Annotated in this window: 21 protein-coding genes and 1 pseudogene; 4 read left to right on the forward strand and 18 right to left on the reverse strand. The window is 59.0% G+C overall.

Annotated elements, in window-relative coordinates; translation table 11 throughout:
• Positions 1-54 precede the first annotated feature (54 nt).
• A complete protein-coding gene (guaB, locus tag V0R37_RS06940; RefSeq protein WP_420373826.1) occupies positions 55-1515 on the forward strand; it encodes an IMP dehydrogenase in 1461 nt (486 codons plus the stop codon).
• Between the two features lie 66 nt (positions 1516-1581).
• On the opposite strand, the gene V0R37_RS06945 is transcribed toward guaB, so the two are convergent.
• From V0R37_RS06945 to V0R37_RS06955, 3 genes are all read right to left on the reverse strand, one after another.
• Positions 1582-2055 carry a GNAT family N-acetyltransferase gene (locus V0R37_RS06945; RefSeq protein ID WP_420373827.1) on the reverse strand — a complete coding sequence of 158 codons (474 nt, stop codon included), beginning with the start codon at positions 2053-2055 and terminating at the stop codon, positions 1582-1584.
• A gap of 65 nt (positions 2056-2120) precedes the next feature.
• Positions 2121-2894, reverse strand: coding sequence for an alpha/beta fold hydrolase (locus V0R37_RS06950; RefSeq protein ID WP_420373828.1), 774 nt, complete (start codon positions 2892-2894; stop codon positions 2121-2123).
• Positions 2895-2937: 43 nt separating this feature from the next.
• Positions 2938-4122 carry a YbfB/YjiJ family MFS transporter gene (locus tag V0R37_RS06955; protein WP_420373829.1) on the reverse strand — a complete coding sequence of 395 codons (1185 nt, stop codon included), beginning with the start codon at positions 4120-4122 and terminating at the stop codon, positions 2938-2940.
• A 109-nt stretch (positions 4123-4231) separates the two neighbouring features.
• Between V0R37_RS06955 and guaA the strand changes: the two genes are divergently transcribed.
• Complete coding sequence (gene guaA, locus V0R37_RS06960) at positions 4232-5818, forward strand: glutamine-hydrolyzing GMP synthase (RefSeq protein ID WP_420373830.1); 1587 nt, start codon at positions 4232-4234, stop codon at positions 5816-5818.
• Positions 5819-6058: 240 nt separating this feature from the next.
• Here guaA and thiC read toward each other — a convergent pair whose 3' ends face one another.
• From thiC to V0R37_RS06975, 3 genes are all read right to left on the reverse strand, one after another.
• Entirely contained in the window at positions 6059-7972 is a 1914-nt protein-coding gene (gene thiC / locus V0R37_RS06965) for a phosphomethylpyrimidine synthase ThiC (protein WP_420373831.1), read from the reverse strand.
• A gap of 471 nt (positions 7973-8443) precedes the next feature.
• Entirely contained in the window at positions 8444-8572 is a 129-nt protein-coding gene (locus V0R37_RS06970) for a hypothetical protein (protein ID WP_420374039.1), read from the reverse strand.
• 477 nt (positions 8573-9049) lie between these two features.
• Positions 9050-9583 (reverse strand): carboxymuconolactone decarboxylase family protein, encoded by a 534-nt coding sequence (locus V0R37_RS06975; protein WP_420373832.1) that lies wholly within the window; start codon positions 9581-9583, stop codon positions 9050-9052.
• A gap of 127 nt (positions 9584-9710) precedes the next feature.
• Between V0R37_RS06975 and V0R37_RS06980 the strand changes: the two genes are divergently transcribed.
• Complete coding sequence (locus tag V0R37_RS06980; protein ID WP_420373833.1) at positions 9711-10583, forward strand: AraC family transcriptional regulator; 873 nt, start codon at positions 9711-9713, stop codon at positions 10581-10583.
• 8 nt (positions 10584-10591) lie between these two features.
• Here V0R37_RS06980 and V0R37_RS06985 read toward each other — a convergent pair whose 3' ends face one another.
• The 6 genes from V0R37_RS06985 to V0R37_RS07010 form a co-directional block, all read right to left on the reverse strand.
• A complete protein-coding gene (locus V0R37_RS06985) occupies positions 10592-11449 on the reverse strand; it encodes a class I SAM-dependent methyltransferase (RefSeq protein WP_420373834.1) in 858 nt (285 codons plus the stop codon).
• A 102-nt stretch (positions 11450-11551) separates the two neighbouring features.
• A complete protein-coding gene (locus V0R37_RS06990) occupies positions 11552-12898 on the reverse strand; it encodes an erythromycin esterase family protein (RefSeq protein WP_420373835.1) in 1347 nt (448 codons plus the stop codon).
• A gap of 48 nt (positions 12899-12946) precedes the next feature.
• Positions 12947-13630: a phosphoribosyltransferase gene (locus V0R37_RS06995; RefSeq protein ID WP_420373836.1), complete on the reverse strand. Its 684-nt coding sequence runs from the start codon at positions 13628-13630 to the stop codon at positions 12947-12949.
• Between the two features lie 52 nt (positions 13631-13682).
• Complete coding sequence (locus V0R37_RS07000; protein ID WP_420373837.1) at positions 13683-13874, reverse strand: hypothetical protein; 192 nt, start codon at positions 13872-13874, stop codon at positions 13683-13685.
• On the reverse strand, positions 13858-14658 hold the full coding sequence (locus V0R37_RS07005; RefSeq protein WP_420373838.1) for an alpha/beta fold hydrolase: 801 nt from the start codon (positions 14656-14658) through the stop codon (positions 13858-13860). Before V0R37_RS07005 ends, V0R37_RS07000 begins: the two co-directional genes overlap by 17 nt.
• 95 nt (positions 14659-14753) lie before the next feature.
• Positions 14754-15563 carry a DUF72 domain-containing protein gene (locus V0R37_RS07010; protein ID WP_420373839.1) on the reverse strand — a complete coding sequence of 270 codons (810 nt, stop codon included), beginning with the start codon at positions 15561-15563 and terminating at the stop codon, positions 14754-14756.
• A 161-nt stretch (positions 15564-15724) separates the two neighbouring features.
• On the opposite strand from V0R37_RS07010, the pseudogene fdxA reads away from it, so the two are divergent.
• Positions 15725-16048, forward strand: a pseudogene (gene fdxA, locus V0R37_RS07015) (ferredoxin FdxA); the annotation flags it as partial.
• 9 nt (positions 16049-16057) lie between these two features.
• Here fdxA and V0R37_RS07020 read toward each other — a convergent pair.
• The 6 genes from V0R37_RS07020 to V0R37_RS07045 all read right to left on the reverse strand — a co-directional run bounded on the left by V0R37_RS07020 (position 16058) and on the right by V0R37_RS07045 (position 23743).
• Positions 16058-16753, reverse strand: coding sequence for an RraA family protein (locus V0R37_RS07020; protein WP_420373840.1), 696 nt, complete (start codon positions 16751-16753; stop codon positions 16058-16060).
• Between the two features lie 2 nt (positions 16754-16755).
• Positions 16756-17727, reverse strand: coding sequence for a LysR family transcriptional regulator (locus V0R37_RS07025; protein ID WP_420373841.1), 972 nt, complete (start codon positions 17725-17727; stop codon positions 16756-16758).
• A 139-nt stretch (positions 17728-17866) separates the two neighbouring features.
• Positions 17867-18844: a Bug family tripartite tricarboxylate transporter substrate binding protein gene (locus V0R37_RS07030; protein WP_420373842.1), complete on the reverse strand. Its 978-nt coding sequence runs from the start codon at positions 18842-18844 to the stop codon at positions 17867-17869.
• Between the two features lie 48 nt (positions 18845-18892).
• A complete protein-coding gene (locus tag V0R37_RS07035; RefSeq protein ID WP_420373843.1) occupies positions 18893-20551 on the reverse strand; it encodes a hydantoinase B/oxoprolinase family protein in 1659 nt (552 codons plus the stop codon).
• Positions 20552-20558: 7 nt separating this feature from the next.
• Positions 20559-22667, reverse strand: coding sequence for a hydantoinase/oxoprolinase family protein (locus V0R37_RS07040; RefSeq protein ID WP_420373844.1), 2109 nt, complete (start codon positions 22665-22667; stop codon positions 20559-20561).
• A 158-nt stretch (positions 22668-22825) separates the two neighbouring features.
• Complete coding sequence (locus V0R37_RS07045; protein WP_420373845.1) at positions 22826-23743, reverse strand: LysR family transcriptional regulator; 918 nt, start codon at positions 23741-23743, stop codon at positions 22826-22828.
• Positions 23744-23807 lie beyond the last annotated feature (64 nt).

Consider the following 23807-nt stretch of genomic DNA (forward strand, 5'->3'; position numbering starts at 1 on the left):
CTAGGTAAAGACCCTAGCTTAAGCGTATAATCTTGCTTTGCACGGAGCTAGTTTATGCGTCTAATCAAAAAAGCGCTTACCTTCGACGATGTGTTGTTGGTCCCGGCGTATTCCGAAGTCCTTCCCCGCGACACCTCGCTGACTACCCGCTTCACGCGCGATATCACGCTGAATATCCCGCTGGTCTCCGCAGCCATGGATACCGTGACCGAATCGCGCCTGGCCATTGCCATGGCCCAGGAAGGCGGCATCGGCATCATCCACAAGAACCTCAGCGCGGAAGAACAGGCCCGCGAGGTCGCCCGCGTCAAGCGCCACGAATTCGGCATCGTGATCGATCCGGTCACCGTCACGCCCACCATGAAAGTGCGCGACGCCATCGCCTTGCAGCGCCAGCATGGCTTCTCCGGCCTGCCGGTCATCGAGGGCGGCAAGCTGGTCGGCATCGTCACCAACCGCGATCTGCGCTTCGAAGATCGCCTGGACGTCCCCCTGCGCGACATCATGACGCCCCAGGATCGCCTGATCACCATGAAGGAAGGCGCCACCCTGGACGAGGCCCAGGCGCTGATGCACAAGCATCGCCTTGAACGCGTGCTGATCGTCAACGACGCATTCCAGCTGCGCGGCCTGGCCACCGTCAAGGACATCGTCAAGAATACCGAACATCCCTTTGCCTCCAAGGACAGCCAGGGCCAGTTGCGCGTTGGCGCGGCCGTGGGCGTGGGCGAAGGCACGGAAGAGCGCGTCGAGAAACTGGCCAATGCCGGCGTCGATGTCATCGTCGTCGATACCGCTCATGGCCATTCAGCGGGCGTCATCGAGCGCGTTCGCTGGGTCAAGAAGAACTATCCGAAGATCCAGGTCATCGGCGGCAATATCGCCACGGCTTCGGCGGCCAAGGCGCTGGTCGAGGCCGGCGCCGATTGCGTCAAGGTCGGCATAGGTCCGGGCTCCATCTGCACCACGCGTATCGTGGCCGGTGTGGGCGTTCCGCAAATCACGGCCATTGCCGATGTGGCCAAGGCGCTTGACGGCACGGGTGTTCCCCTTATCGCCGATGGCGGCATCCGTTATTCGGGCGACGTCTCCAAGGCCCTGGCGGCCGGCGCATCGGCCTGCATGATGGGCGGCATGTTCGCTGGCACCGAAGAAGCGCCCGGCGAGGTAGTCCTGTTTCAGGGCCGCTCGTACAAGTCGTATCGCGGCATGGGCAGCCTGGGCGCCATGGCCGACGGCTCAGCCGATCGCTATTTCCAGGATCCGGCCAATAACGTCGACAAGCTCGTGCCCGAAGGCATAGAAGGGCGGGTGCCTTACAAGGGCAGCGTCATCGCCATCATCTATCAATTGATCGGCGGCATCCGCGCTTCCATGGGCTATTGCGGTTGCGCCTCCATCGAAGAAATGCGCACCAAGGCCGAGTTCGTCGAAATCACGTCGGCGGGCGTGCGCGAATCGCACGTTCACGATGTGCAGATCACCAAGGAAGCACCCAACTACCGCGCTGACTAAAACGGCTGCCTGTTGGACAGCGGCGCGCCATGCAAGCATGGCGCGCCGTTTTCTTGGCTTTCTTTCTTAGAGTTCCCGCTTGAAAAACAAGGCGCCCGGAATGGGGTTGAACACATAGGGCTGCGCCGGCTGGAATCCCAGTGAGGCATACAGCGCGACCGCGGCGGCCATGGTTGGCAGCGTGTCCAGATAGATATGGGTGTACCCGGCGGCGCGCGCCTCTTCGCACAGACGTTCCGCCAGCCGGCGCCCCAGCCGCTCTCCGCGCATATCGGCCTTTACATACAGCCGCTTCATTTCACAGCCGCCATCCTGAAGAGGGCGCAGCGCAATGCAGCCCACCGCCTCATCGCCCCGCCAGGCCAGCAATATCCGTCCCTCCGGCGCCGCGTATTTTCCCGGCAGGGCGGACAGTTCGGATTCAAAATCCTGGAAGCACAAATCGATGTCCAGGCTGTCGGCATACTCGCGGAACAAGCCGCGCACCACGGGAAGGTCTTGCGGCAATCGCGCCGGCCGTATTTCGATCGGATGGTGCATGAATGTTAGGTATTGCTGAAGGGTGGCTGGATGCCCGCCTTATGCGTAGCCGGGCATTGCAAGGATCATTCGATTTTAAGGCTTGCGGCGTCCGCTTGCCCGGTCCGGGCGGCGCGCAGCAGCGCTTCGGTCAAGAGCCCGGGCGCGGAAACCATGGCGCCGTGGCCGGCGTCCAGGTCTTCCCAGCGCCAGCCGGGACGATTCCGGGCCCAGTTGCGGGACTCGTCCACCGCCGCGAATAGGGGATTCGCGCAACTCAGATAAGCGCAGGGCAAGCCGTTGCCCACCGGATGCCGCAATTGCAGCGCCGTCTCGTAGCTGCGCAAAGGGTGGGGTGTAAGGCGGCCCTCCACGAAGGCGATGTCGTCCGGCTCGAATAGCCCCAGGGTTCTGGGTTTGGGCGGCGGCAGGGCAGGTGCTGCTCCTGATGTGTTTTGCGCCGCCGCGTGCAACTTGGCGACGATCTCGACGGGCAGGGTACTGAATGTGCTGACGCCGCTTTCCAGGATGAAGGCATCCAGGTAGACCAGTTGCCTCAAGCGTTCCGGGACGGCGTCGGCCACCCCCGTGATCACCAGTCCGGCAAAGCTGTGGCCGACCAGCACCACGTCGTTCAGGTCTTCCCACACCAATACATTGACGATGTCGTCGACGAAGGTTTGAAGGCTTATGTCTCCGTTCAGCAAGTGGCTGCGCTCGCCCAGGCCTGTAAGAGTGGGCGTGAAGACGGCGTGGCCGGCGGCGCGCAGGCGGGCGGCCACGCGCGACCAGCACCAGCCGCCGTGCCAGGCGCCGTGTACCAGGACGAAGGTTCGAGTCGAAGCCGGCAGGGAGGTCATGAATTGAAGCTCCAAAGAAGGGGAATCGGCGGGCAGCCTGTGGTCAGCAAGGCGGGGTGGCCCGGCCCTGGCTTGAACTTGCCGCGCGGCGAGGCGTCCACAGCAAGGGGATGCCTAGCAGCAGGCCCGCCGCGGCTAGCACCAAGGCGAAATCCAGCCCCACGTTGAACCAGGCGTGAGTCAGGCTGAAGAATATCGGGCCGGCAAGCTGGCCTGCCGCGAACGAAGCGGTCAGCGCGGCAATCAGCTTGCGGGCATGCCGGCCCCCTTCAGCCTGTGCTTCCTGCATGCCTAGCATGGTAATGATCATGAGTGTGCCGCCCACGCAAACCGCAGCGACAATTATGGCTGAAACCGTGGGAACCAGGGCCGGCAGCAGCACGCCCACGGCCATGGCAAGCTGGGCCACCGCCCACACTTTGCGGCGCCCGTACCGGGTGGCCAGCCCGCCCACCACCAAGGTGGAGGCGGCGGCCGCCAGGCCGAACAAAGGCCAGGCCAATCCGAAAATGGCGGGATCCTGCACCAGCAGTCGCGCCTGGGCGGGCAGGAAGGTGGCCGGCAAGATATAGCCGAAGCCGAACAGGCCATAGCAGGCGATCAGCGCCCAATGCCCGCCCAGGCCTCCGGCTTCTTCCCGGCTTGCCTGGGTGGCCGGAGCGGCGGCGGGCGCGGCCCATAGGGTCCGCGCGGCGGCTGTTCCCGCCAGCGCCATCAAACCGAGAATCAGCCATGCCTGCGACGAGGAGGCCCGCGCCAGGCCCAGACCCATGCATAGCAAGCCCGCCGCGGCGATGCCCACCCCCACGCCTGAAAACACCAGGCCCGCCCGCCCGGGCTGCCCCAGTGCGGCCAGCCGCGCCAGGCACAGGGTGGCGGTGCTGACCAATACCCAGGCGCTGGCCAGGCCCGCGACAAAACGCCAGGCCAGCCAAGCCGCCCAGTTGTCCGTAAGGCCCATCAACGCAGTCGTGACCACGACCAGCAGCAAACCCAGCCTTAGCAACACGGCCGGCGAACCGGCAATGGCCGCGGCGCTAAGCGCGCCGGCCAGATAGCCCACGTAGTTGGCGCTGGCCAGCCAGCCCCCTTGCGCCAAGCTCAGGCCGGCATCGCTTTGCATCATGGGCAGCAGCGGGGTGAAGGCGAAGCGGCCGATGCCCATGGCGACGGCCAGTGCGATAAAACCCGAAATCGATAGCGAAACAGCGGACGCCTTTTGTTGCATTGATGCTCCTTGTTACCCGAAACTGTAGCCTTTGCGGGCCGGTTTCGCCAGCGTAATCGTGCCCAATACGTTACATTAACGCCTTGCTTTCCTTTTTCCTTTTCAAGCCATGCACCAGCGTATCCTCATCCTCGATTACGGTTCACAAGTCACCCAGCTTATCGCGCGCCGCGTCCGCGAGGCGGGTGTGTATTGCGAGATACATCCGGGCGATGTCGACGATGCGTTCATCCAGGCGCAGCAAGGCTTGAAGGGCATCATTCTTTCCGGCAGCCACGCATCGGCCTATTCCGAAGAATCGATGAAGGTTCCCTCCAAGGTGTTCGAGGCCGGCGTACCGGTGCTGGGCATATGCTACGGCATGCAGTCCATGGCGTCGCAACTGGGCGGCAAGGTCGAATGGTCGGATCATCGCGAATTCGGCTACGCCGAAGTGCGCGCCCACGGCCATACTCGCCTGCTGGACGGCTTGCAGGATTTCATCACCACCGAAGGCCATGGCATGCTGAAAGTGTGGATGAGCCACGGCGACAAGGTCACCGCGCTGCCGCCCGGATTCAAGCTCATGGCGTCCACGCCATCCTGCCCCATTGCCGGCATGGCCGACGAAGAACGCGGCTTCTATGCCGTCCAGTTTCACCCGGAAGTCACGCACACCGCCCAGGGCGAAGCCATATTGGCCCGTTTCGTCACCGAAATCTGCGGCTGCACCCGCGACTGGAACATGCCCGATTACGTCGAAGAAGCCGTGGCCAGCATCCGCGCCCAGGTGGGAAGCGACGAGGTCATTCTTGGCTTGTCCGGCGGCGTGGACTCATCCGTGGCCGCGGCGCTTATCCACAAAGCCATCGGCGACCAGCTTACCTGCGTGTTCGTCGACCATGGCCTGCTGCGCCTGAATGAAGCGCAGCAAGTCATGGCGACCTTTGCCGATCATTTCGGCATCAAGGTCATCCATGTCGATGCCACCGAGGCATTCATGGGCAAGCTGGCCGGCGTGTCCGACCCCGAAGCCAAGCGCAAGATCATCGGCAAGGAATTCGTCGAGGTGTTCCAGACCGAGGCCGGCAAGCTGAAAAATGCCCGCTGGCTGGCGCAAGGCACCATCTATCCGGACGTCATCGAGTCGGCCGGCGCCAAGACCGGCAAGGCCGTCGCCATCAAGTCGCACCACAATGTGGGCGGGCTGCCCGACACCCTTAACCTGAAGCTGCTCGAACCCCTGCGCGAACTGTTCAAGGACGAGGTGCGCAAGCTGGGCGTGGCCCTGGGCCTGCCGCCCGCCATGGTGTACCGCCATCCCTTCCCGGGTCCCGGCCTGGGCGTGCGCATCCTGGGCGAGGTCAAGAAGGAATACGCCGATCTCCTGCGCCGCGCCGATGCCATCTTCATCGAAGAATTGCGCAAGACCGTGGACCCGATCAGCAACAAGAACTGGTACGACCTGACCTCGCAAGCTTTCGCCGTCTTCCTGCCCGTCAAGTCGGTGGGCGTGATGGGCGATGGCCGCACCTACGATTACGTGGTGGCGCTGCGCGCCGTGCAGACTTCCGACTTCATGACGGCAGATTGGGCGGAATTGCCTTATGCGCTGCTGAAGAAGGTGTCGTCACGCATCATCAATGAGGTCCGCGGGATCAACCGGGTGACCTACGATGTGTCGAGCAAGCCGCCTGCGACTATTGAGTGGGAGTAGGGGTGAAGTGTAAAATATGATATAAATCAATATATTACGTCTATCTTCTCATGTTGTTTATAGTTTCTCTGTAACTTGAACCTGATAGTGCATCGTTGGGCATTCCAACGATGCGTCGCCAGTTGTTTATCATCTAATTGCTAATACGCTGCTACCTAAAGCCCGTTAGCAATTAGTCCGCCACTAATCATCAATACCAGTAAAGACTGCTCTGGCTCCTTCAAAGGGACGATGTGTGGCTTAGGTTTGATGGTAGATTTGTGCACCTTTCTTTACAAACTCAATGGCTTTTTCTTGCATGCCCTGGTGCAGGGCTTCATTCTCTTGCAAGCCTTTTTGCTTGGCGTACTCACGCACGTCTTGCGTAATCTTCATGCTGCAAAAATGCGGTCCACACATCGAACAAAAATGGGCGACTTTCATTGAGTCTTTAGGCAGGGTCTCGTCATGAAAGTCTTTGGCTGTATCGGGGTCAAGACCCAAATTGAACTGATCGTCCCAGCGAAACTCAAAGCGTGCTTTAGATAAAGCATTGTCCCGTATTGCTGCGCCTGGGTGCCCTTTGGCTAGATCGGCAGCGTGGGCAGCAATTTTGTAGGTGATGATGCCGTCTTTGACATCTTTCTTATTAGGCAGGCCCAAGTGCTCTTTGGGCGTGACATAGCACAGCATGGCCGTGCCGTACCAGCCGATCAAAGCCGCGCCTATGCCCGACGTGATATGGTCATAACCTGGTGCAATATCAGTAGTCAACGGCCCCAAGGTATAGAAGGGCGCTTCATGGCAGTGCTTCAATTGCATGTCCATGTTTTCCTTGATCAGGTGCATAGGCACGTGGCCAGGCCCCTCGACCATGACTTGCACATCGTGTTTCCACGCTACTTGGGTTAGTTCGCCCAGCGTTTTCAGTTCGGCAAATTGTGCTTCGTCATTGGCATCGTAGCCCGATCCTGGACGCAGGCCGTCTCCAAGGGAAAAGCTCACGTCATAGGCTTTCATGATTTCGCAAATATCTTCGAAGCGTTCATAAATGAAGCTTTCTTTATGGTGGGCCAAACACCACTTTGCCATAATCGATCCGCCGCGCGACACAATACCCGTCATGCGGTTGGCGGTCATGGGAATGAAGGGCAGCCGAACACCCGCATGGATCGTAAAGTAATCGACGCCTTGCTCGGCTTGCTCAATTAGTGTGTCACGGAATATTTCCCAAGTCAGATCTTCGGCTTTACCGTCTACCTTTTCTAGTGCCTGATAGATGGGCACGGAACCGATCGGCACCGGTGAGTTACGTATGACCCATTCGCGGGTTTCGTGGATGTTCTTGCCCGTCGACAAATCCATCACGGTGTCGCCACCCCAGCGTATCGCCCATGTCATTTTTTCGACTTCGTCACTGATGTTTGAACTTAGCGCCGAGTTTCCTATGTTGGCATTGATCTTGACCAGGAAATTTCTACCTATGATCATAGGCTCGCTTTCGGGGTGATTGATATTGGCTGGAATGATGGCCCGGCCCTTCGCGACTTCCTCGCGTACAAACTCTGGCGTGATCGAGTCTGGGATAGCGGCCCCAAACGATTGACCTGCGTGTTGACGCAGCAAACGTTCCACCAGCTTTTCACCATCTGGGCCGCTGGCGCGTAGCATTTCCATATAGCGTTCACGTTGCAGATTCTCGCGGATGGCGACGAACTCCATCTCGGGGGTAATAATGCCGCGACGTGCGTAATGCATTTGAGTCACGTTGTTTCCCGCTAAGGCGCGACGCGGTTTGCGGTTCAATTCAAAGCGCAGGGAATCAAGCTTTGCGTCTCGCAAGCGGGCTTGTCCATATTCGCTACTGGCGCCGCTCAGCTGTTCGGTATCGTTGCGCTCTGCTATCCAGGTACTACGCACTGGGTCGAGGCCCTTACGGATGTCGATCTTGATCGACGGGTCGGTATACGGGCCGCTGGTGTCATAAATGGTAAGTGGAGGGTTTGTTTCACCGCCGAACATCGTTGGCGTATCGTCTTGCGAAACTTCCCGAAATGGTACGCGGATATCTGGGCGTGAACCTAGCTGATAAACCTTGTTTGATTGGGGAAGGGGGGCGATGGCGGCTGCGTCAACTTCGGCGCTGGCTGCTGAAAAGATAAGATTAGTGTTCAAGACATGCTCCAAAAAATAATAATGGAGCCGATAGGGGATAGACTCGTTTCAATCGGGCGGCATGAAGCCAAACGATATTAACGAGCGCGCTCCCAGCATCGGCATTATCCGTACTGGTACGAAGGGCCTTTCTCAACCCGCTGAAAATAGCGAGTACCCCTGCGTGCTAGCCAGTATAGGACATAAGCCTGTCACGTGGGTCAGCATGAAGCTTAGGTGATGCAATCAGTTGGCTCGATGAGAGAATTCAGCAGATACCACACCGCGCAAGGAGAACCGACGGAAAATATGGAGTGGTAGAAGTCGCATTCGACGTCGGTATCATTCTGGATGGGTCGCCCCGGGCATGCCAACCGCTGGGGGAAGACACTTCATGGGTGTTCTCCGGTTTTATTTCTGATGATGCCAGGTGATGCCTGGGCAATGGCGATTTGTTCCGGCCGTGCCGTGGTGTGGGAGTTTGTACGGGTGCTATTGAATTTGACGTTGTTGAGCGAGTAGTATCTGCCCTTGTTCTGTCGGGTGATATTTCTGCAAGCGAAAGCTTGGTTTGTGTGGCGTTGGCATCCCAAGTAAGCCTGCGTCGAGTGGTGGCTGCAGGTATCTTCGTCGCGCGTCAAGATTTGAACTAGCTCTGCTTTAGTCATAGGGTTTACTCAATTGCAAATGGCTGTGTGACTAAGCCATTGTGTTCAGACTATAGACAACTTCGGCAATGGATCCATTCAAGAGGGTATAAAGCACTTTCTAATACCACTATCTGGCGATTTGCCCGAAAAACTCCATTTGTATACGAGAACGCGAAACTCCGTAAAAATCCTGGCAATATCAAGCAGCCTCGAGCAATATGAAGCTGGTTTCTGAGGATGGTATTTTGGATGGTATTGGCGAAGAGTGTAAAAATAAACCCAATGAAATCAATGGTGTAAATGATCTATTAATCATTGAGTGGGAATGATCCCGCGTCTGGCACGGCCGTGGCGGGATATAACGCAGACCTCAGGATTGCAGTTGCGTGGCAACATTCATCGATGGGCATAGGGGCACAGGCCTAAGCAGCGAAAACACGTTCAGGGCTTACTTCAGAGCAACCTTGGGAAAATCGACCGGTATATCCAAGGCAACGTTGATGTAGTTGGTAAAGAGATTCAGGGCGATATGCGCCATGATCTCAACGATCTGCTCGTCGTCGAAGCCCGCCTCCCGCAGGCTTGCGACATCGGAATCCGTGATCTGCGCACGCTGCTCGACGACCTTCAGGGCGAAGGCCAGGGCCGCAGCGGTTCCGGCGTCACCGGATTGACCGATCTGGGCCGCGGACATCTCGTCGGAAGACGCGCCGGCCTTCTGTCCGAGTACGGTATGGGCCGCCAGGCAGTATTCGCAGCGATTGCGGTTAGCGATGGCCACGGCAATCTGCTCTCCGAGCTTGGCGCCCAAAGCGCCTTTACCCAATGCGCCGAAGGCGGACCACATGCTTTGCAAGGCAGCAGGCGAGTTGGCCACGGCCTTGAACATGTTGGGTGTGGCGCCGAAGGCTTGCTGGATCTGGGCCAGCAGGGACTGGCTTGCGGCGGGGACGAGCTGAGCTTGAATGTTGATGCGAGACATGTCGATCTCCTGGAGGATGTCGGGTTGAGGTAAAGGAAAACAGCCGCTTAGGTCTGTACGGATAGTATGGCCGGGTTTGATGTATGATTTGATCCAATAAATTCATAAAACATACCAATTCGTTCATATGCAGGCTTCTCTTCCTATCGACCGCCTCTCGGGCATTCTCGAACGGTTCCGGGTGCAGGCCCAGTTGCATCATTCCGGCGCACTGTGCGGGCTCAACCACTTCGATGCCTGCGATGGACATGGTTATCTGCACCTGCTGCGTCGCGGCCAGTTGATGGTGAGCCATCCAGGCGCGCGCGATGTGCCCAGGTCGATGCGCTTCGACGAGCCGACCTTGCTGCTGTATCCGCGCCCCTTGACCCATCGCTTCCACAATCCTCCCGTGGAGGGTTCTGATTTCACCTGCGCGCGGCTGAACTTCGACGGTGGATCGTGCAACCCTCTTGCACGGGCGCTGCCCCCTTTGATTGCGTTGCCGCTGGCGCGGGTGTCGGGCCTGGACTTGGCGCTTGAATTGCTGTTCGCTGAAACCGATCGAGTGCGCTGCGGCCAGCGCTTGCTGGTCGATCGAATCTTCGAAGTGGTTGTGATCCAGCTGATGCGCTGGCTGCTTGACCATCCCCTGGAAGCGGGTGTGCGCCCCGGCTTCATCACCGGACTGTCGGACCCGCGTCTGGCGCGCGCTTTGGTCGCCATTCACGACGCTCCCGGCGAATCCTGGTCGGTGGAACGCATGGCCGAACGCGCCGGCATGTCGCGCACGGCGTTTGCAAACACTTTTCGCGAGGTGGTGGGCCAGACCCCGGCGGACTATTTGAATGACTGGCGCATTGCGCTGGCGCAGAACAGACTGCGCGAAGGTCAACCTATCAAGATCCTGACGGAAGAACTGGGATATGCGAACCCTTCGGCGCTATCGCGCGCATTCTCGGCCAAGGTGGGGATGTCCCCTCGCGATTGGCTGGGCTTGCAGCGCATTTCTGCGCGCTGACCTGAAGTTCAAGGTGCCCGATGTAGCGTCGATAAGGGAATCTTAGGTATGAAAAATCTATCCTTCAATTCCTGCAAACCGATCCGATCCAGCATTTGGGTCAACCTTTCCGCAGGCTTCCTTCGCGGCAGGTTCTTGAACTGCGCAATGATCAGTTCATTCTTCATCGAGTGCTCCCACCCGACCAGCTCTGTCACGCTGACCTGATACCCATGCGCTTCCAGTTGCAGGCACCGCAGCACATTGGTGATCTGGCTGCCGAACTCCCGCGTATGCAGCGGATGACGCCAGATCTCGGCCAGTGGATCCGCCAGCGCCTTGCCTTTGTTCTTGCGCAACACTGAAGCCACTTCCGCCTGGCAGCAGGGCACCACCACAATGTATTTGGCCTGCTTTTCCAAGGCGAAGCGAATGGCATCGTCGGTGGCTGTATTGCAGGCATGCAGGGCGGTGACGATGTCGATTGCGGCGGGCAGTTTTTCCGAAGCGATGGAATCCGCCACGGAAAGATTCAGGAACGACATGCCGCCAAAGCCCAGCCCTGCGGCCAGTTCCCGGGAAGTCTTGACCAGCTCTTCCCGCGTCTCGATTCCATAGATATGCGAGGCATCCTTCAAGTCTTTGAAAAACAGGTCGTACAGGATGAATCCCAGGTACGACTTGCCCGCCCCGTGGTCCACAAGGGTGACGGCGCCGCGTTCTTCCTTGACGTCTTTCAGTAGCGGTTCGATGAGCTGAAACAAATGGTAGACCTGCTTCAACTTGCGGCGGCTGTCCTGATTCATCTTTCCGTCGCGGGTCAGGATATGCAAGGCCTTCAGCAGTTCTATCGACTGGCCGGGGCGGATTTCATGGGTATTGGACATACGGGGAAGGGACGGCGCCCGCGTGTGGCGGGGCGCATGAAACGCGGAAAACGTCAGTTTAACGAAAATGCGCCGGGAAGGCGCAAGACCATATGACAGGGTTCAAATACCGGTGGGATATGTTTCCGCCATGTCGCGTCCTTCTCCCGCCGCGACATATTCAAGAGGTTCGACGGCCCGGGTATCGTCGAAATGCACTAGAGCATCAAACTGTTCACAGAGCCTGGCATGGAAGTAATGGCTTTGGCGTTCGGTTTCAGGGCGGTAGATGACACCTATGGCTCGTTCCAGCCTGGGCTCGCGCAAGGCCTCTTGCAACGGCTTGTCGTTCCGCAAAAGCAGCAAAAAACGTTCCATATCGGTGCTGTGGAACAGAAACTCAAAACTGTTTTCCAGGCCGGGGCGAACGCGCTTGAGTTGTGGCGGCGTGTCCCAGTCCGACGCCGCGGTCACCGTGCCCTGATACGTCGTAAATCCGATCAGCACAGCATCCTGGCCGCATCGTTCACGCACGAGCTGACCCAGGTTCAGTTCGCCGCGATCGCCCATTTCGGTTGCGCGGGCATCGCCCACATGCGAATTATGAGCCCACACCACCGCCTTGGCGTCTTGTTGTTGATTGTTCAAATGGCGGATGAGCGCTTCAAGCGTTTGCGCCATGTGCCGGTCGCGATTGTTCCAGGACTCGATGCGCCCCTGGAACATGGAGCGGTAGTATTGCTCCGCATTTTTTACCAGTTCGGCATTGCGCCAGGCAAAAAAGAATTCGTCGCTTTCGACGTTTCCATCGCTATCGGCATAAGCGATTGCCTGCTTTTGCAATTCAAGCGTCTGGCTTAGCGCTTCCTTTTCGCATGAGGCGGAAAGATCGAAACTTGCCGCATAGCCGTAGGCTTGAGGATCCTCGCCGAAGTGGTCGAAACAGGAATAGCGATAACGCGCCCGCGCCGCCGCTTCGGGGTCGACCTTTTCCAAATAGCGAAGCACCGCTTCCATGGAGGAATACATGCTATACAAGTCGAGGCCATAGAACCCCGTCTTTCTTTGGTCCGCGCGCCGCTTGTCGTTATATCGGCGCAACCAATCGACAAAGTCCAGCACGTCCGAATTGCGCCACATCCAGACCGGGAAGCGCTTGAAGTCCTTCAGCGCATCGCGGCTATGGCGATCGACACCCATTGCGCGGATATAGCGATTGACCCGATAGGCATCCGGCCAGTCCGCCTCGACCGCAACGGCGCTGAAGCCTTTCTCCTGAATCAATCGTTGCGTGATCTGCGCGCGGGCATCATAAAACTCATGCGTGCCGTGCGATGCTTCGCCGAGCAGCACAAGTTTTGCATCGCCGATAAGTTCGAGCAGTGGATCGTAGTCGCGCGCCATTCTGTCCATTGGATGGGCCGAGTTGCGAATTGTCCGGAGTAGCGTGCTGTTGGTTTCATCGACCATGATCGATATCCTGTCTTTCGTATTCAGTAACTGATCCAACGATTCCATTTAGCGTGGTGAGGAGGGAGGCCGCGAGCTGTCCGCTTTTGATTGATCCTGCCGGGCCTGGCTCAGCAAATGCTGGACCTCCTTGTCCGTTGTCTGCGAAAAATTTTCATACCAACGGCCTACACCGTAGAACGGCTCAGGCGTCGCAGCGCAGATCAACTCGTCAACGGTCGGCCTGATTTCATCGCAGGTTTGCGGGGCTCCCACGGGAACGGCGATGACCAAGCGGGAGGGCTGCTGCTTTTTGAGCGAGGCGATAGCCGCTCGCATGGTGGAACCCGTAGCCAATCCGTCGTCTATCAGGATGACGCTGCGGCCCTTTACGTCCAGCGGCGGCAGCCGGCCCCGATACGCCTGCTCGCGCCGCGCCAGTTCTTCTGTTTCCCTGTCTATCACGGCTTGCAGCGCCTGGGCCGAGATACGCAGATGGTCTATAAGCATCTTGTCGATAATCACGACCTGCTGGGGCGCGATGGCGCCCATTGCAAGCTCTTCCTGGCCGGGGACTCCCAGCTTACGCACAATAAAGACATCAAGCGGCGCATTCAGCGCCCGCGCCACTTCAAAGGCGACCGGGACGCCTCCACGCGGCAGGCCCAGCACCAAGGTGCCGGATCGATCCGCCCAATGCATCAGGCGCTGCGCCAGAATGCGGCCGGCCTGAATGCGGTCTTCAAACAACATTGCGTCATCACCTTTGCTGCATGCCTAATCGGCCTGCCTCATGCACCGTCCCTTACCGTAAATACCGGCCAAACCAGCCGATCGCCAAATCGGCAACCGCTTTCAATGCGCCGGGCTCCTCAAGCAAATGCGCGGCGCCACCTCCCGTAATGTCGAAACTATCTTGCGCCCGAAAGCCTATAAAGCCTGCCGCGAAGAATCCAGCAAATACCATGCCGTGCCGGCGATTACGGGCGCCGTCCAATCATCCCGTGCTCCTGGAAGAAGCCAAGAAGCGTATTCCAGACGTCCGCCGGCTGTTCCTCGGGCGCGAAGTGTCCGCAATCGTCAATGATCGCGCCGCGAACGGTTTGGATTCCGCCGCCGCGAAGGTCCGCCAGATACTGCCCGATGTCGCCGGCTTCGTGCTGGCCGCGTATATAGAGCAGCGGGGTATCAATTGGGGTTGCGCCTTTCGCCTCGGCCTTATTGTCGGCAGCGTCCTTTGCAAAGGCGCGATACCAGTTGAAACCGGCGCCAAGGGCATGGGGCCTGGCGTAGGCGGCGGCATAAGCCGCGCGTGCCTGCAGTGAAATTCGCTCCGGATGCCGCGCCAGCGCCTCGTAGAAAAAATCGAAGTACGCAAGTTCCTTGCCGCTCACAAGAAGTTCCGGAAGCTCGGGAAGGGCGTGGAAGGCAAAGTGCCATATTGCAGGATTACGGAGCACCTCTTCCCATGGCGGAATCCCGGGTATGGCCACATCCATGATTGCGGCTGCCTCAAGAGTGTTTGCATGCTGGCACAGATAGGCGTAGGCGACCTGTCCGCCAATATCATGTCCCACGATGGCAAACCTCTTGAGCTCCAGCGCGGCCACGACGCCATTCAACATATGAGCAATATCGCCCGTTGTGGCGGGCGGATTATTCATCACCGACTCGCCGATGCCAGGCAGGTCGACGGCGAACGCGTGGACATGCTCGCCGGCCAGCTCCATCACACGCATCCACGCCGACCAGTCTTCCGGCCAGCCATGCAGGAAAAGCACGGAAGCGGGGTGTCCCAGGCCCGTTTCCACGACATGGACACTGCCTCCATTCACCGGAATTTGCGAGTGTTTCAAAATGCGCTCCTGGTAAATAGTTACGGGGATATACGCGTAATCAGCGACTTGGCTGCGAGGGGATTGGCTACTTTGTGTCCGCCGATCACGTACATATAGACATCGCGCTTGCCGGTGCCGGGCAAATCAGGCGCAAGCCGGGGCAGGTCTTCGGGCGCTGCGCCTTTGGACCAGGCCTTTGCCCGCCGCGCCCACTGTTCCAGGCTGCGGGCGGGATAGCCTAGCGGTTCACCTTGCCGTGTGCCCATCAGCCGGACGTAGATGAACGGCGCAGTGGTGTCGGCGATAAACGGGTGTTCCGAATCGGCGCCTATAACCACGGCAATGCCATGCCGCCGGGCCAGGGCTATGAATTCCGGCGTCTGGAAGCTGACGTGGCGCGCTTCAATCGCGTGCCGCAGGGCCAAGCCGTCGACTTTCCGCGGAAGCAGTTTAAGGAAGGCCTCGACGTCGGCGGCCTCGAATGCTTTGCCGGGCATGAGTTGCCAATTGATCGGGCCGAGCTTATGCTTTAGCTCCGCCAAGCCGCCTGTCAGGAAACGCTCGATCTTTTCCCCGGCGCCGGCCAGCTCCTTTCTGTGGGTCACATAGCGCGGCGCCTTTACCGAGAAGACGAGCGTATCGGGTGTCTGTTCATACCACTTGGCGAAGCTTTCCGGCTTCTGGGCGCCATAGTACGTGCTGTTGGTTTCTATCGACGTGAGCTGCCGGCTGGCATACTCAAGCTCGCGTTTTCGAGGATGCCCTTCCGGGTAGAAGGTGCCTTGCCAGGGTTCGTACGTCCAACCGCCGATGCCGACCCGGATGATGCCGTCGCTTTCCTGCTTCATAGGATTCTCCTCGCTAAGGAAAAGGCCGCCTCCTGTGGCTATTTATTGGTGTTCCAGGAACGATATGTCCAAATGGTGCTCTATTCAAGACGAGTAACAACTGTAAAGCAGTTTGGGGACCGCGCTGAGTGGTCGTCAATAACGAAAGGTAATCAAATACGATGGCATTTGTGGTGACCGAAAGCTGTATTGGATGCAAATACACCGACTGCGTCAGTGTCTGCCCCATGGACTGTTTTTATGAGGGGCCCAACTTTCTTGTCATCAATCCGGATGAGTGCATAGATTGTTCAATTTGTGTGGCGGAGTGTCCGGTCGATGCGATTGTCGAGCAAAGTGAAATTGCGCCTGACCAGGCGCATTTTGTGCAGATCAATCGCGATCTCTCGCGCGATCCCCGATGGACGCGGATTACGAGGGCCAAAAGCCCTCTGCCCGAGCATGCGGCCCGGGCCAAGGAAAAGGATAAATTGCATTTGCTGGAGCTGGGCTCGCTATATCGGGAGGCCTTTGGCGCGCAAGATGGCATCGAACCGTTCCGGGTCGGCCGTACCCGTGCGATTGCTTTCCCGGATGCGCGCTTCTTTTTCCAAATGCGCGCGCGTGCGGGCCAGTATGTCCGCCGCCTCGGCTCCCGGAACGGCAATCACGCCATCCGCGTCTCCAACAATGAGATCGCCCGGCATGACGGCCATGCCCGCACAGGAAATCGGAACGTTGATCTCGCCGGGCCCATCCTTGCCGGGGCCTCTGGATGTGTGGCCCTTTGCGAATATCGGCATGCCGTCTTCAGCCCATTCGCATACATCGCGCACGGCCCCGTCGATGACCAGGCCGGCCAGGCCCCTGGGGGCGCAGGTGGTGCGCATCAGGCCTCCGACCAGTGCCTGGGTCAAGTCCCCGCCGCCGTCCACCACAAGCACATCGCCGGCCTTCACCATCATCAAGGCCTTGTGTATCATCAGATTATCTCCGGGGCGCACCCTGACCGTCACGGCCGTGCCGCACAGTACTGTGTCAAGATGCTGATGATATTGGCGCAGGCCGATGCTGCCCGCATGACGGCTCATTGCATCGCCAATGGCGGCGACAGGCATATTCCTGAAAGCTTCGATGATATCCGTCGGGGGACCTTCCACGCGGGCGTTGATCCGATAGCCGGCTGGCCACTGCGCTTGCTCTTTGTTCATGTTCATTTTGCACCTTTTGAGGGATTGGGATCTTGATCGCGGGGCATACGCAAAGACACGCCGCCCGGAAGCGCCTTTCCGCGTATCGTTAGCTCCAGCAACTCAAGAAACTTTTGCGATATGGGGGAAAGCGAGCGAAGACGGCGCGTAATCAGGTAGATTTCTCGTTCCAGGGCGGGGCCGGTCAATAAGCGGAAAGAGAACCCGGAAAAAGCCTGGGTCGTGGCTGACAAGGCGGGGAGTATCGCGTAGCGGTCGCCGGATTTCAGCAGCGGATACAAGGATGATGTGCTCGATACAATGTCGTGCGACCTATCGAACAAGTCCCGTCTAGGGGACTTGGCTTCCAAAAACGAGCCGATTCCGGTGTCGGACGTGAAGCGGATATAGCTCTCTGGATCGAGTTCCGCCCAATCCAAAGGCGCGTCGTGCCTGGAGTAGGGGTGTGGGCTGGCGCACACGACGCCATAGGCGTCCGCGAAAAGGGGAGAATACGAAAGTTCGTCCAGGCCTTTGTGCGGGCTGGTGACGGCGAAATCGATTTCGCCTTCCAGCAGCTTGCTTTCAACCAGTTCCGCGCCGGCGTCCCGCAGCGAGATACCAATGTTCGGATACGCCAGCTTGAAATCGGTAACGGCGTCGGCAAGAAAATGTTCGATCACGGATATGGACGCCGCAATTCTTATTTGCCCCTGGCGCCCTTGCGCGAAAGCTTGCAGGTCGCCTATGGCATTGTCGAAACGGCTGAGAATGTAATCGGCCTCGATCTTGAAGCGCTGCGCTTCATGCGTCATGACTACGCGCCGCGTGTTCCGATCGAACAGCTTCAAGCCGACCACGTCCTCAAATTGCTGAATGGTGGTTGTCAACGATGATTGCGTCAGGAAAAGCCGGGATGCGGCCACCGTGAAGGATTCCGCTTCGGCTACGGCGACAAAGCACCGCAGGTGGCGTAGAGATATCCGTCTGTTCATGATTTTTTCCTTGAGTCCGATTGGCCCGGTCGCGGGTGGATATCGCGGGTCGCGCCGAGCCCTGGAACAAGGAGGCATGTTCCAGGGCTGCCGGGGCGCCCCTGGATGGCGGAGCTTAAGGAAGAACGTCGATAGCCGCTCAGTTGAGCTTGATGCCGGCCTCGTCGATGACTTTCTTCCACTTGACCGATTCAGTGCGCATCATGTCGCCCAAGCGCTCTGAGGAGCCTCCCGCAATCTCAAAACCCATTGTCGAGAGCCGCTCTTTGGTGGCCGGGTCCTGCAGGGCCTTGTTGAACGCCTCGTTCAGCTTCTTGATTATGGGTTTGGGTGTTCCCTTCGGTGCCAGGAAACCATACCAGCCTAGAAGCTCATAGCCCGGAATCGATTCGGCCACAGTGGGAATATCCTTGTAGGCGGGCAGCCGCTGCGCAGTGGTCACAGCCAAAGCGCGAAGCTGGCCCGACTTAACCATGGGCATCGATTCGGGAAGTATCGCGAACATGAAACTCGTGCGCCCCGCAACGAGATCGACCAGTGCCGGCGCGCCGCCCTTGTAGGGAATATGCGCCGCTTCCACATTTGCCATCCGCTTGTAAAGCTCGGCTCCCAGGTGTGAGGGAGTGCCGTTGCTGGAGGAGGCGTAGTTCACTTTCCCGCCCTGGCTTTTGATGTACGCCGTCAGTTCCGGCAATGTCTTGACCGGCAGGCTGCTTGGTACGGCGACGATGCTGGGCAGGAACGTTGCCAGAATAATAGGCTCGAAGTCTTTCTGCGGATTGTAGGGCAAGTCGGGGTAGAGGCTTTGATTTACCGAAAGCGCCGTCGATGTCCCCAGGAACAGGGTATAGCCGTCGAACGGGGCATTCTTGACGGCGACAGCCCCGATATTGCCGCTGGCGCCGGCCTTGTTTTCCACAATGACGGACTGACCCAGTGCCGCGCCAATCTTGTCCCCGAGCAAACGGCCCAGGGCATCGGTCGAGCCTCCAGGCGGGTAGGGCACCACGATGGTTATGGCCTTTTTAGGGTAATCGGCCGGAGCATCGGCTGCGACAGCCATGCTCAGTGGAAGGGTGGCTAATAGCAAGCCTATACCTAAATTAAGTTTTTTCATTTTGTCTCCTTGGCTGGTTATGTGTCTCTGGAAAATCAGGAAGCATTTTTATGCGCCGCAGGCTTGATCGCTATGCGGAGCCTTGACGTACCCTTGCGCTATATCCCTAAGCACGAGCGCATCGTTGCGCTGTGCTTGCGGGCCGTAGCCGCCGCCGCCCGGCGTGCGCAGTATTACCTCGTCGCCGGGCATCAGCACGTGTGGCGAGCGGCTATCAACCGCCACATCATTGATCAGGACGGCACCCAGTGCCCCGTTTGAGCCGCCGCCGATGCCCGGTGCCGCAACCTTGAGCCGCTCGGTAAGAAATACGATAGACATTGGTTTGCTGTGCACACTGACGAAGCGGATGTCCTGGCCCAGGCCGCCGCGAAACTGCCCTGTTCCTCCCGAGTCCGGCCGGAGCATCTTGTTGATAAAGCGCAGCGGCGCCTCGCGTTCGGCAATCTCGACGGGCGTGGACGATATGTTGCTGGGCCATGACATTGTGGATGCGCCATCCTTGATCGAAGTGGCCCCCATGCCGCCGTTGAAGAAGAGCACGGTGGCGAACGGCTTTCCATCGTCGCGAGTGCCGCTGAGGTTGGCAATCCACAATGGTGAACCGACCCCTGCCATGACTTTCTTGGGCAACACTTGATACATGGCGCCGAAAATTACGACGGGAACGTAGTGTCCTGTGCAGGCGCGGCCCCCTACCGCGGCCGGGAACTTCGGATTGAGCAGCGAGCCCTCCGGGGCGACCGCGCTTATGGGGCGAAACAGGCCCGCGTTATTTGCCAACTGCGGCAACAACAGGCTTTTGATTGCGTAACATGTCATGGCACTGGTATAGGCCATTACGCAATTGATGCCACGCGGCTGCTGATCCGACGTTCCGTTGAAATCGCATTCGATCTCGTCGTCCCTGATCTTTATCGTCACCGCGTAATGGAAACGCTCATCGAAGCCGTCCGTCTCCATTTCGTACCGGTATTCGCCGTCGGGCAATTCCGAAATCGCCTCGCGCATGGCCGCCTCGCTGCGCGCAAAGAGCGATTCGGCCAAGTTGTCGATGCTGTCCAGCCGGTATTCGGACAGAATCTCGTCCAGGCGGCGGGCGATCAGTTCCACCGCGCCCACTTGCGCCCAGATATCGCCGGCGGTTTGCTCGGGGGTGCGCACGTTGGTCTTCAAGAGCAGAAATAGGGTTTCGTCGACCTCTCCCGCGCGGATGAGGTGCATGAGCGGGATATGGAAGCCTTCTTCGAACAGTTCGCGCGCATCGACCGACCGGATCTTGCCTCCGATATCGGGAACGTGAGCGGCCGTGGCCGCGAAGGCCACCAGCTTGCCGCCGTGGAATATTGGTTTGACCAGGGTGACATCGTTCAAATGCCCGGTCCCTTTCCATGGGTTGTTCGTGATGTACACATCGCCCGGACGCATGCCGTCCAGGCCAAAATGGCCGATGGCGTCGCGCACAGTGGCAGGCAAGGTGCCGATAAAGGAGGGAATGCTGCCTGCGTTCTCCGCAAGCTCTCGGCCTGCCGTGTCCGTCATGACGACGGCGAAGTCGTTGGCTTCCGTCGAAAGAGTGGAAAAAGAGGTGCGCACGATGAGTTTGGCCGCCTCATTGACGACGGAACGCACCCGAGTCCAGAAGACCTCGAGGAAAATCGGATCGCTTGCGGCATCACGCCCTTGACGTTGCTTTATGGTGCTCATTTTCCTGTTACTCCCCAATCGTAATCACGAGATTGCCCGTACCCAGCTGCTCGACACGGCCTTTGGGCCCGACGACCAGGGTCGACCCCGCATCCTCGATCAGCATGGGCCCCGCGGCCTGAAAGCCTGCCCGCAGAAGCTGCCGTTCGTACACCGGTGTGTCCACGTAAGCGCCAGCCTCGGAGAAATAGACTTTCCGCCTGCCTTTTTCCGGAGGCGCGGAGCCTGGGTGCAGAGTTTCTTCCGTAAATTCCTGGCGCGGAGGCGATTCCCCAGTCACGCGCAGATTGACCAGTTCGATAGGCACGTCCGGCGGCGTGCGTCCGAATTTTTCGCGGTAGCCCGACTCGAATGCCGCCAGCAGTTCCTTGCGTATCTGTTCCGGCTTGCGGCCATCCGTACCGTCGTATGGGCCCGCCGGCAAGTGCACGGCCAGGGTGAATCCTTGACCTACGTAGCGGCCGTCCGCCTGGCGGCTCAGGCCAATCGGACCGAAGGCCTCGGACAGCGGCTCCAGCGAATCGCGCGCCTGGCGTTCGAGATCCGCATAGGCCGATTCGAGCGTTTGCAACGAATCCGTTGCGGGCCGTACCCTGACCGTGCGAGAACGGTCAGCCCGAGCCGGTGCGACCAGGAGTCCAAAGGCGGATGCGACGCCCGCGGCTGGCGGGCAGATAATGGTCTTCACCCCGATCTTCTGCGCAACGGCGTAGGAGTGCAGCGGCCCGCCGCCTCCGGTGCACAGCAGGACAAAGCCTCGTGGATCACGCCCGCGTTCAGCAATATGCACGCGCGCGGCGCTTGCCATGTTTTCAGCGACGATATCGTGTATGCCCCAGGCAACTTCCATCGCATCGCGGCCCAGCAGCCCGGCGACCTGTTCGATGGCAGCCCTTGCCGCATCGACGTCCAGCTTGATCGCACCGCCCGCAAAGTATGCGGGATTCAAGTACCCGAGCAGCAGGTTGGCATCGGTCACGGTGGGCTGTGCGCCGCCTTGGCCATAGCAGGCGGGGCCGGGCTCGGACCCTGCGCTGCTGGGGCCCACCTTCAGCAGTCCCAGCAGGTCCTTGTGCGCAATGCTGCCGCCGCCAGCCCCAATTTCTATAAGGTCGATGGTGGTAATCAGAATAGGCAAGCCGCTGCCTTCCGCAAAGCGCTTCTGGCGCGCAGCTTCGAAACCGAAAGTGATCGAAGGCTTCCCATTTTCCACCAGGCATAGTTTGGCCGTGGTGCCGCCCATATCGAAGGCAAGCAAATCGGGCTGCTGGTCGCGCAAGCTATAGTGTGCGGCGGAAATAGCGCCAGCCGCGGGGCCGGACTCCAGCAATTGGATGGGCGTGGCCTTGGCCTCGGCAATATGGGTCAATCCTCCGTTGGACAGCATCATAAGCACGCCGCCAGGCAGGCCCAGTTCCGCAAGCCTGTCTTCCAGCCGGTGCAGGTATTGATTGGCTAGCGGCTTGATGTAGGCATTGGCCAAGGTGGTGGAGATACGTTCGTATTCGCGCGCAACCGGGGCCACGTCGCTGGAGAGGGTAATGTCAAGGCCAGGGAAGGCCGGCGCGATGATGTCGCGCACTTGTTGCTCATGCGCCGCCGAGGCATAAGAGTGGAGCAGGCATACGGCGATCGATCTGGCGCCTGCTTCCACCAGGCGTCCAACGACATTCCGCGTCTGGTCCGCATCGACCGGCATCAATTCCAGGCCCGCGGCATCCGTCCGCGCGCTGATCTCGCCGCGCATCCGGCGCTCCACTAAAGAGGGTGCGCGTTCGATGTTCAGATCGTACAGATCGTATTTGCGCTCGTTCCCGATCTCAGCCACATCCGAGAAGCCTTCGGTTGTCAGCAGCCCGGTGGGGCATCCCTGCCTTTCTATCAAGGCATTGGTGAAGAGCGTCGTTGCGTGCACGATGCGCGCGACTTCGGCCGGCTTGATGTCATGCGTCTTGATTAGCTGGCTGATGCCGTTGACCACGCCTTCCGCCGGATCCCCATGCGTCGTCAGCACTTTCAGGCTGCATAGGCGTCCGCTGCCGTAATCCAGGGCGACCACATCCGTAAATGTTCCGCCGATATCGAGTCCTATCGCCCACTTCTTCACGCTGTCCATCCTCTAGATTTAAGGTATGACAGAAATGATAGCGACGGCGATCTTTAAGCTCCAATGGGAAATAAATAATGATTATTCGGATTCATCCATATATTGGCGTTAACCCGAGGACTCGTTCTGTTCCGGTTTTTGAGGTTTTCGCGGGCCGGGAAGCGGAATCAAGGCAAAGGCGGCAGCGACTTCTCGGTCACCCGCGCCACCTTCTGCAGCTGTTTCCAGAACGCCTCGGCCGCTGGCGACGGGTGGCGGTCCTTGCGCCGGAGAATGCCTATGGTGCGATGCGCGGTTTCATCCTGGACGGGGCGGCTCAGCAATCCTTCAATATGCAAAGCCGGCAGGGCCAGTCGGGGCAGCAGCGCCACGCCAAGCCCTTGCCTGACCAGCTGTACGGCAGTCGTCATATGCGTCACGTCATAGCGCAGCCCGGCCGCCGCGATGCTGTTTCCCATTGCCCTGTCGAACTGGGCGCGGGCGCTGGAGCCTTGCGACAGCAGGATCAGGTCCAAAGGAAACAAGTCATCCCAGCCAAGCCGCTTGAGGACAGCGACCGGATGCTTGGGCGAGTAGACCGAAAAAAACGAGTCGCGCAGCAATGGCTCGAAATGCAGATCCGGTACGGCATTGACCACTGTGGCCAGGGCGAATTCAATCTGATTCGTGCGAAGCATGGAGATCAATTCATCGTTGTGCGCTTCGACCACCCGGATCTGCAGGGAAGGGTGCAGCCGCCTGAGGGCTCCCAGCGTGGCGGGGATGAGCGTCAGGGCGACGGAAGGCAAGGCGCCCAGGACGATGGCGCCGCGTTCGACACGGGCCAGATCCAGCATGCTTAGATAAGCTTCCTCCAGGTCGGCAATGGGCCGCTGGGCACGCTGCAAGAAGTCCTTGCCCGCCTCAGTGAGCTGGATGCTGCGGGTGGTGCGTTCGAACAACTTCACTTCAAGAATCGATTCCAGGTCCTGGATCAGGGAAGTGAATGAGGGCTGGGTCACTCCCAGCCTATCGGCGCCATGCGTGAAGGATCCGGTTTCCGCCGCCAGCAAAAACGCCTTCACCGAGCGATATTTGATATTCATAGCCATAGGCTAATATTTTTACATAAATATCTATTTGTGCCTATGAGTACTTTGGCTCAAGATG

Origin of the sequence: Pollutimonas rozaliensis, from assembly GCF_048751585.1 — a bacterium.
GTDB lineage: Bacteria > Pseudomonadota > Gammaproteobacteria > Burkholderiales > Burkholderiaceae_B.

Bases quoted from the DNA above. Each gene is read 5' to 3' on its own strand.
- guaB (WP_420373826.1), top strand. From the start codon at position 55: ATGCGTCTAATCAAAAAAGCGCTTACCTTCGACGATGTGTTGTTGGTC.
- V0R37_RS06945 (WP_420373827.1), bottom strand. From the start codon at position 2,055: ATGCACCATCCGATCGAAATACGGCCGGCGCGATTGCCGCAAGACCTT.
- V0R37_RS06950 (WP_420373828.1), bottom strand. From the start codon at position 2,894: ATGACCTCCCTGCCGGCTTCGACTCGAACCTTCGTCCTGGTACACGGC.
- V0R37_RS06955 (WP_420373829.1), bottom strand. From the start codon at position 4,122: ATGCAACAAAAGGCGTCCGCTGTTTCGCTATCGATTTCGGGTTTTATC.
- guaA (WP_420373830.1), top strand. From the start codon at position 4,232: ATGCACCAGCGTATCCTCATCCTCGATTACGGTTCACAAGTCACCCAG.
- V0R37_RS06975 (WP_420373832.1), bottom strand. From the start codon at position 9,583: ATGTCTCGCATCAACATTCAAGCTCAGCTCGTCCCCGCCGCAAGCCAG.
- V0R37_RS06980 (WP_420373833.1), top strand. From the start codon at position 9,711: ATGCAGGCTTCTCTTCCTATCGACCGCCTCTCGGGCATTCTCGAACGG.
- V0R37_RS06985 (WP_420373834.1), bottom strand. From the start codon at position 11,449: ATGTCCAATACCCATGAAATCCGCCCCGGCCAGTCGATAGAACTGCTG.
- V0R37_RS06990 (WP_420373835.1), bottom strand. From the start codon at position 12,898: ATGGTCGATGAAACCAACAGCACGCTACTCCGGACAATTCGCAACTCG.
- V0R37_RS06995 (WP_420373836.1), bottom strand. From the start codon at position 13,630: ATGTTGTTTGAAGACCGCATTCAGGCCGGCCGCATTCTGGCGCAGCGC.
- V0R37_RS07010 (WP_420373839.1), bottom strand. From the start codon at position 15,563: ATGAAGCAGGAAAGCGACGGCATCATCCGGGTCGGCATCGGCGGTTGG.
- V0R37_RS07020 (WP_420373840.1), bottom strand. From the start codon at position 16,753: ATGAACAAAGAGCAAGCGCAGTGGCCAGCCGGCTATCGGATCAACGCC.
- V0R37_RS07025 (WP_420373841.1), bottom strand. From the start codon at position 17,727: ATGAACAGACGGATATCTCTACGCCACCTGCGGTGCTTTGTCGCCGTA.
- V0R37_RS07030 (WP_420373842.1), bottom strand. From the start codon at position 18,844: ATGAAAAAACTTAATTTAGGTATAGGCTTGCTATTAGCCACCCTTCCA.
- V0R37_RS07035 (WP_420373843.1), bottom strand. From the start codon at position 20,551: ATGAGCACCATAAAGCAACGTCAAGGGCGTGATGCCGCAAGCGATCCG.
- V0R37_RS07040 (WP_420373844.1), bottom strand. From the start codon at position 22,667: ATGGACAGCGTGAAGAAGTGGGCGATAGGACTCGATATCGGCGGAACA.
- V0R37_RS07045 (WP_420373845.1), bottom strand. From the start codon at position 23,743: ATGAATATCAAATATCGCTCGGTGAAGGCGTTTTTGCTGGCGGCGGAA.